The 7,805-nt window shown below is 43.0% G+C and carries 3 protein-coding genes and 1 pseudogene; 2 read left to right on the top strand and 2 right to left on the bottom strand.

Going from position 1 to position 7,805, the window contains the following annotated elements:
• Both DP116_RS18175 and DP116_RS18170 read left to right on the top strand, forming a co-directional pair.
• Positions 1-1,389, top strand: a pseudogene (locus tag DP116_RS18175) (caspase family protein); the annotation flags it as partial.
• Between the two features lie 63 nt (positions 1,390-1,452).
• On the top strand, positions 1,453-5,652 hold the full coding sequence (locus DP116_RS18170) for an nSTAND1 domain-containing NTPase (RefSeq protein ID WP_169156509.1): 4,200 nt from the start codon (positions 1,453-1,455) through the stop codon (positions 5,650-5,652).
• A gap of 139 nt (positions 5,653-5,791) precedes the next feature.
• Here DP116_RS18170 and DP116_RS18165 read toward each other — a convergent pair whose 3' ends face one another.
• Entirely contained in the window at positions 5,792-5,968 is a 177-nt protein-coding gene (locus DP116_RS18165) for a hypothetical protein (RefSeq protein ID WP_169156508.1), read from the bottom strand.
• Between the two features lie 215 nt (positions 5,969-6,183).
• A partial coding sequence (locus DP116_RS29440) for a WD40 repeat domain-containing protein (protein WP_246275686.1) occupies positions 6,184-7,805 on the bottom strand: 1,622 nt, incomplete at its 5' end.

Genomic DNA, 7,805 nt, shown 5'->3' with positions numbered 1-7,805 from the left:
GCAAGTTCTGACGATGAATGTAGAATCCCCTCGCCTTTAGGCAGGGGAGTGTCAATCAAACGTACCAATGCTTTGGTTCGCAGTAAAGTGACAGCACAATCTCCGCAAATCGAAGCAACAGTTGTGGGGGGCTTAGACCAACCTTTTCTTGGGGGTGCGATCGCCGAACATACTCCCTACTTCACTGTTTGTGATCACAAAGACCACGGTTGGGTAATTGATGGCGGTGCAGTTCACGGAATTCCTCAACCTGTTGGAGATGAGACAACCTTACTAGCGTTGTTTCCCTTTGATAGTTCTTTTGAACAACTGCGTCAATTGTCAGGGGCGATCGCTCAAGCAAAAGTCCTGCAAGTCCTACCACAAGTTAGTAAAATTCAGATCAGCGGTATAGAAAACTTAAACCCTGACACAACTTTTAAAGCAGTTGTCACCAGTTTACCCTTACCACCCAAAGGAGTGTTGATCACAGGAGAAGAAGCGGGGGTACAACTTGCTCGCACTGCACTCTTGCAAGCTGGTCCTCAAAGTCAACCTTCCTTATATATTCGCGAAGTCACCACCCTTGAAGAAACCGAGTTCCAACTGGTTGCTCGTGATGGTAAATATTTCATAACACGACCCGCTGATGACCGTCCGTTAGTTGCTGAAATTCAGGGTTACACAACCGCAACAGCTTTACAAGTCATTCAGCGATTAGAACATATTGCTCGTTGGACAAATATCGTTGAACTCTCCAGTCCCGCCAGCAGTCGCATTCAACCTGATGCAGTCCAAATGGTCATTGAACAAAACGCACAAGAACTCCAAGATGTGCAACTGCGCTTGGAATATCGGCAGGAAAATAACAAGTGGAAGTCGCCCTCTTTTAGAGTTAAGCTGAAAAACACCAGTCATGAACCACTGTACTGCTCTCTGTTGGATTTAACAGACCGCTACGCCGTCAGTGCTGATTTACTTGACGGAGGAGGACTCTGGCTACAACCAGGACAAGAAGCTTGGGCATTAGGAGGTAACTCGATTTCTGCCACAGTTCCAGAAAAACTATGGCGGGAACAAGGAATTACCGAATTTAAAGATATTCTCAAACTGATTGTCAGTACCGCCGAATTTGATGCTACCTTGCTTCAACAAAGCGAACTTGATTTACCTTCTCGCTCAGTACCAGCACCCCGTCGTGGTCAGGGAACCTTGAATCGTTTGATGAACCGGATTCCATCTCGTGACATCAGAGCCAAACCAGAGGAAGAAGAATTATGTGACGACTGGGTAAGCAGTCAAATGACCATCACAACTGTGCGCCCTCAACAGACAACTTTGGTGCCCACACCAGATGCGAGTATTTCCTTGGCTGACGACATTCATAAAGTCAGATCGCGTGGTGCATAAGCTAATATTGGTTGCACCTATTAGAATATGTAGAAATCCTACTTATGCAATTTGAAGGCTGCCATGAGTAACACCACAGGTGTCAAAACAATTTTGATTCTGGCAGCAAATCCTGCGAGTACCGCAAGACTAAGACTAGATGCAGAAGTGCGCTCAATTGAAGAAGCATTACAACATGCTCCAAAGGGTGGACAGTTTAGGTTAGTACAGAAAGGGGCAGTGCGCTCGCGAGACTTTTACCTGGCAATTCTAGAACACCAGCCGCAAATAGTGCATTTCTGTGGGCATGGTACAGGAGTTAATGGAATTGTACTAGAGGATGATACGGGGCAACCAACACTTGTAGATCAGGAAACACTTTCACAACTGTTTAAGCTATTTGCAGTTAAGGGGGTTGAGTGCGTCGTTTTAAATGCCTGCTACTCATCCGTACAAGCAGAAGCTATCAGCCAGTACATTCAGTATGTCGTTGGCATGAATCAGACTATTGGGGATAAAGCTGCGATCGCTTTTGCTGTGGCATTCTACGATGCTTTAGGTGCTGGAGAAACAGTAGAGTTTGCTTTTAATTTAGGCCGTACAGAGCTGATAAGATTAAAAGAAGACCAAATTCCCGTATTGAAAACAACATCAATTCACCCTGCTGATATTCAGTTTGAAGCAGGTGATATTCCTCCCAATCCATACCTTGGTTTATCTGCTTTCGGTGAGAAAGATACTGCGTTCTTTTTTGGACGAGAGAAATTTACTGATGAATTGTTTAGGATGACTAACCAACAACCAATGGTTGCAGTCATTGGTGCAAGTGGAAGTGGAAAATCTTCAGTTGTGTTTGCTGGGTTAATTCCAAAATTGCGAGAAAAAGGTATTTGGTTAATTGAATCATTGCGTCCCAAAAGCCAACCATTTGATGAACTTGCTCTTGCTTTAGTACGTCAATTAGAACCAAATCTTGATGGTGTAGACAAAGTCATCAAGGTTAGCAAGTTGGCAGAAAGTCTAAAAAAAGGCGAAGTTAAGCTGCATCAGGTAGCGTCTCAAATTCTAGAAAATAAATCTAATAAACGCTTTTTGTTAGTTGTAGATCAGTTTGAAGAACTTTACACTCAATGTCAAGATAAGCAAGAACAGCAGCGCTTCATTGATACTTTATTGGCTACTGTTTCGCAGAAAAGCATAACATTAGTTTTTACATTACGAGCCGATTTCTACGGCTATGTCCTCTCTTATCTTCCTTTTTGTGAGGCATTGCAGCAATTCAAACACACACCATTGGGCTTAATGCGTCGAGAAGAATTACAGGCAGCTATTGAACAACCTGCTCAAAAGTTAAATGTAAAATTACAAACGTATTTAGCTGAAAGAATACTAGATGATATTGGGAATGAACCCGGTAATTTACCATTACTAGAATTTGCTTTAACACAGTTGTGGGATAACCAGAAAAATGGTGAAATGACTCATAGAGCATATGACGAAATTGGTGGTCTCAAACAAGCACTAGTTAAACACGCTGAACAAGTTTATTCCAGACTAAGTCAGTCCCAACAACAACAGACACAACGAGTTTTTCTGGCATTAGTGCGATTAGGTGAAGCAACAAAAGATACTAGGCGTGTTGCTACTCATCAGGAAATTGGGAGTGGAAATTGGGAATTAGTTACTCATTTAGCGAGTTCTGAAGCACGTTTAGTAGTAACAGGACGTAATGATAAATCTGGAGAAGAAACAGTAGAAGTTGTTCACGAAGTATTAATTCGTGAATGGAAGCGCTTACGAAAATGGATCTCGATCAATCGAGATAAATTGATACAACACCGCAAAATTGAAGCAGCCGCTACTGAATGGAGAGATAAGGGAAAGTCAAAAGATTATCTGCTTGCGGGTAAACAGTTAAACGAAGCTAAAGCATTTCAAAAGGAACAAGCTTCACTCTTTGCACTATCAGCTTTGGCTAGTGAGTTGATTCAAAAAAGTATTGAGTATAGATGGAATAATCGATTAAGATTAAGTAGTTTTGGCTTACTTCCTCTGCTAGCTTTAACAGTTTTCTCGGGATTTGCTACGATTGGTCAGAGAAACGCGCAGATAGAACAAATTAAGGCTTTTGAGCAAGCCTCAGACGCAGAGTGGCGTTCTAATCAAGATTTCGAGGCGGTAATTGATGCTTTGCGAGCAGGAAAGGCTCTCGATAAACTTTTACCCTTTGGACTTTTCAAGCCAGATGCAGAATTAGCACGAGTGAGAGGAACGCTGCAAAAGGTGGTTTATACAGAGAGAGTGAAAGAGTTCAACCGCTTGGAAGAAGATTACGATCTTTTAGCAAGCGTGGTGTTCAGCCCTGATGGTCAAACAATTGCCGTAGGTAGTACTAACAAATCTGTAACAATCTGGAGCCTTGAGGGTATAAAATTACAAACCCTCACTGGACATGATGCTGAGGTCAAAAGCGTAGCTTTCAGTCCCGATAGTCAGACAATCGCCACTGCGAGTGATGACAAAACCGTCAAACTCTGGAAACGAAATAACACAGGTCAATTTAACACTCAACCTGAGCAAACTCTTACCAGACACAGTGGTGGTGTCAAAAGCGTAGCTTTCAGTCCTGATGGTCAAACAATCGCCACTGCGAGTGATGACAAAACCGTCAAACTCTGGAAACGAAATAGCACAGGTCAATTTAACACTCAACCTGAGCAAACTCTTACCGGACATGATGCTGGTGTCAAAAGCGTAGCTTTCAGTCCTGATGGTCAGACAATTGCCACTGCTAGTGAAGACAGCACCGTCAAACTCTGGAGCATTGAGGGTCAAGAACTGCAAACTCTTACCGGACACGATGGCGAGGTAACAAGCGTAGCTTTCAGCCCCGATGGTCTAATGCTGGTGGCTTCGGCAAATTTAAACGGAACTATCAAACTCTGGAAGCGAAATAGCACAGGTCAATTTGAAACTCAACCTGATGACATAACCCCCGGCGTATATATCCGTTCAATTCGTAGCGTTGCTTTTAGCCCCGTTCGCGTAGCGTCCCCGCAGGGGTTTGGGCAGATGCTTGCTTTAGCAACTGAGGACAAAACAGTTATACTTGTGAATCTTCAAGGTCAGGTACTGCAAACTCTGACTGGGCATACAGGTTGGGTTTCCAGCGTCGCTTTTAGCCCTGACAAAAAGACCCTAACTTTAGCCTCCTCAACTGACCGTACAGTCAAGCTTTGGAGATTTGAGGGCAAAAAACTACCAACCCTTAGTAATGTCCATGAGCGGGCAATCTGGAGAATTGCTATCAGCCCTAATGGTGAAATGCTCGCTTCGGCAAGTATCGATGGAACCGTTAAACTGTGGAAATGGGACAGCACAGGTCAATTTGAAACTCAACCTTACAAAACCCTTATTGGGCATCGCAATTGGGTCTGGAGTGTTGCTTTCAGCCCCGATGGTAAAACAATTGCTACTGCTAGTGACGACAAAACTGTTAAACTCTGGAGCATTGAGGGTGAAGAATTGCAAACTCTTACCGGGCATGATGGTGGGGTCAAAAGCGTCGCTTTCAGCCCCGATAGTAAAACAATTGCTACTGCTAGTGACGACAAAACTGTTAAACTCTGGAAGCGGGACGACAGCACAGGTGAATTTGTAATTCAACCTTATAAAACCCTGACCGGGCATAACGGTAAAGTTTTCAGCGTAGCTTTTAGCCCTGATGGTCAAACAATTGCTACTGCTAGTGATGACAATACAGTCAAACTCTGGAATCTTGATCGGAGTCAGGTACTACGAACCCTCACCGGACATAAAGGTGACATTAGCAGTGTTGTATTTAGCCCTAACGGTCAAGTGCTCGCCTCGGCAAGTTTCGACGGAAGCATCAAACTGTGGAAGCGAGGCTTTACAGGTCAATTTGAAACTCAAGCTTATAAAACCCTAACTGGGCATACAACTTGGGTCACTAGCGTTGTATTCAGCCCTGACGGTCAGATGCTCGCCTCAGCAAGTGAAGACACAACTGTCAAACTTTGGACTCTAGAGGGAAAAGAACTGCAAACTCTTTATGGACATGGAGATCGCAATTGGATTAGGAGCATTGTTTTCAGCCTCAACGGCAAGAAAATTGTGTCTGCTGGTGCAGGAAAAGTGATTTTGTGGAATTTAGAAGATTTTTCGCTGGATAAGCTAATGCAGCCTGCTTGCAATTGGGTGCAGAACTATCTAAAAAATAACCCTAATGTGAGTCAAAGCGATCGCCGCCTCTGCGACAACTAGTTCTTACTTTTAAGAGCGATCGCTTCGCTTGCCTCACGCGCAAAGCGCGAGCGCATGAGCGTGAGGCAGATCGCGCTCCTCAACAAATGAGAAGTAGAGACATTGTATGCAACGTCTCTACATACTAAACGGTATTAGGCTATAAACCTCTGTCTGTTTTTCCCGGAGAACGCGAATTACCTTCCGTATCATCTACAACTTCATTTTCAGTAGTTGTTTTTAATTCTTTCTTTTTTAGATCAATATCTTTCTTAACATCATCTGTTTCAGATGTTACTTGACTTTCAGGATCTTTTTTCGATTCTTGATTTTCCATATTCGATATTGCACCCAAATTTTTTACCAAATTTTGTAAGAGTAGCTTACCTGATATCTTGCACCATTACGAGTAAACCACCAATACTTCTATGAAATAGTGTTGACATTTACTCAAAACTAAGTTACAGTGCAAGTCCATTTTAATGGACTTTGCCTATAAGCCTGGGACTTACAGTCCTAGGCGGACGAGAACACTAAAATCATACCTCTAATTTATCTCTCTACTGCCCCCAGAGCTTTCAATGTGTTTTTCTGAGAAGTTGTTAAACCAATGGCATTTTTAATATTCATACCTTCATAGGGTCTATCGATTCTCATCGTTTTCACGCATTCGCCTGTTTCAATATTCCAAAGCTTGATGGTTTCGTCTTCGCTGCAACTGACTAATAAGGGAGAATTGGGACTAAACGCAACTGACCGGACTGCTTTATGATGTCCTGCAAATGTTTTTAAATTCTCACCTGTACTCACATCCCACAGTTTAACTTTTTGGTCGTCACTCCCACTCGCTAAAGTTTTGCCATCTGGACTAAAGGCGATTGTCCTGACTCGATATGTATGTCCTTGAAATGTTTGTAAACATTGCCCTGTAGAAACATCCCACAGCTTAATTGTTTGGTCTCCACTAGCACTTGCAAGAATGCCTGCACAGGGACTAAACACAACAGATAAAACCCAGTCACTGTGTCCTTGGAACGTTTGTAAACAAATTCCTGTACTCACATCCCAAAGCTTGACGGTGTTATCGTCGCTACCACTTGCCAGTATTGAACTTTGAGAATTAAAAGCAACTGTTTTGACGCGATGAGTATGTCCTTCTAGAGTGTGCAAACATTCACCCGTGCGCCAATCCCAAAGCTTTAGCGTTTGGTCACGACTAGCACTTGCTAAAATTTGTCCATCATCGCTGAAACTGACTGCATTTACCCAACTACTGTGTCCCCAAAGTGTTTTCACACACTCACCCGTACTTGCATCCCAAAGCTTTATGGTTGTGTCATCACTACTACTTGCTAAAATTTGACTTCTTTGCTTCGTTTCAACATCTGAAGTGATGAATTTGCCTGTGCGAACATTTATATTTTGTGGTGCAAAAGTGACTGACGAAACCAAGTTAGTATGTCCTTGTAAAGTTTGTAGACATTCGCCTGTCACAACATCCCACAATCTTACCCTTTGGTCTTCGCTACTACTTGCCAGCATTTGACCATCTGAACTAAAAGCGACAGATAACACCCAATTGCTGTATCCATCCACTGTTCTCAAGCATTGTCCTGTCAGAACATCCCACAGCTTCATCGTTTGGTTTTCACTGGCACTGATTAGAGTTTGTCCATCTGGATTAAAAGCAACCAACCAAACGCGTTCGCTATGCTCATGCAAAGTTTGTAAACACTCTCCTGTTAAAGTATCCCATATCTTGACTGTTTTATCTTCACTCCCGGTTGCCAATGTTTTGCCGTCTGGGCTGAAGGCAACTGCCCACACATAACTGTTGTAATCTGGTAATATTCTTATGCACTCACCACTGGCTAAATCCCAAAATTTTACTGTTGTGCCATCACTTGCAGTGACCAGTGTTTGCCTATCAGGACTCACAGCAATAGATAGCACCCAATTGATATGAGTTTCTAGGATTTGTAGACACTCACCCGTGTTCACATCCCAAACTCTCACGGTTTGGTCTTCACTACCAGTGATTAATGTTTGCCCATTAGGACTGAAGGTAGCAAACATGACTCGACTGGTATGTCCCGGCAAAATTTTTAAGCATTGTCCGGTGTGAATATTCCATAACCGAATTGTTTGGTCGTTGCTACCACTTGCTAAAATTT

It is taken from the genome of Brasilonema bromeliae SPC951 (assembly GCF_012912135.1).
Classification (GTDB): domain Bacteria; phylum Cyanobacteriota; class Cyanobacteriia; order Cyanobacteriales; family Nostocaceae; genus Brasilonema; species Brasilonema bromeliae.
This window is presented reverse-complemented; position numbering and strand designations above follow the sequence as displayed.